Genomic DNA, 851 nt, shown 5'->3' with positions numbered 1-851 from the left:
CGCCACCGCCCGTCCCGGCCGTCCGAGCCCTCGGCCGGCTCGACGTCCTGCCCGGCCACCAGCGCCAGCAGCCCGACCGCGTCGGCGGCTCTCGGGCCCAACTCGGCCTCGGGTAGATGGCCCAGCACCAGCAGCGCATCGGTCACCAGGGCGTCCACCAGCGCCTCGCGGGCCTGCTCGTCGTTCCAGGCGATCCGCGGCTTGCCCGGATCCTCGTAGTCATGGGCCGAGCAGTACTCGGCCACCACCTGCGCCGCTCCCGGCACCTCGCGGACGACCCGCCGCACCGCCGCGATCAGCTGAGTGATCGTGTCCTGGGTGGCCACCGCATCATCCAGGACCGTGGAATCCAGCGCCCGCCGCACCCGGCCCTTGAGCACCCCGGTCTCGGCTACCACCTGCTTGACCGTCGTGAACAGCCGGTTCGGGTCCGACGAGCCGGATAGGCGGCGCCGGAAGTACGCCAACAGCGACGGATCGAACCCGGTGTCCAACAGCCCCAGCCCACATGCGGCTTTCCACCGCAGATCACACCGCAGCTCGCCGACCGTGTCGAAGTCCGACAGCCCATACAGACTCTGCAGCACCACAGCCGCAGCCAACACCTGCGGCGGCATCGACGGACGGCCGTTCGGCGAGGGGTACATGTCGGCGAACATCGACGCCGGGAACAGATCATCCCGGTGCTCAGCCAGGAACGCGAACACACCCCCAGCCGGGATCAACTCCCGACAGGTCTCCCACACATCCGCCCCGACCAGCTCACCAGTCCACTCACCCTGCATAACAGCAGTCTGACCCCACCGGAGAACCGACGAGGTCAGAACGCATGATTTTCATGAGTCTTCTAG

Annotated in this window: 1 protein-coding gene; it reads right to left on the bottom strand. The window is 68.4% G+C overall.

The window, feature by feature from the left end:
* Window positions 1–785: transposase (locus KGQ19_RS48740; RefSeq protein WP_212022470.1), on the bottom strand; the 785-nt coding region annotated here is incomplete at its 3' end.
* Between the last annotated feature and the right edge of the window lie 66 nt (window positions 786–851).

Origin of the sequence: Catenulispora pinistramenti, assembly GCF_018274385.1 — a bacterium.
Lineage (GTDB): Bacteria > Actinomycetota > Actinomycetes > Streptomycetales > Catenulisporaceae > Catenulispora > Catenulispora pinistramenti.
The sequence above is the reverse complement of the archived record's forward strand: the minus strand, read 5'-3'. Positions and strand labels throughout refer to the sequence as shown.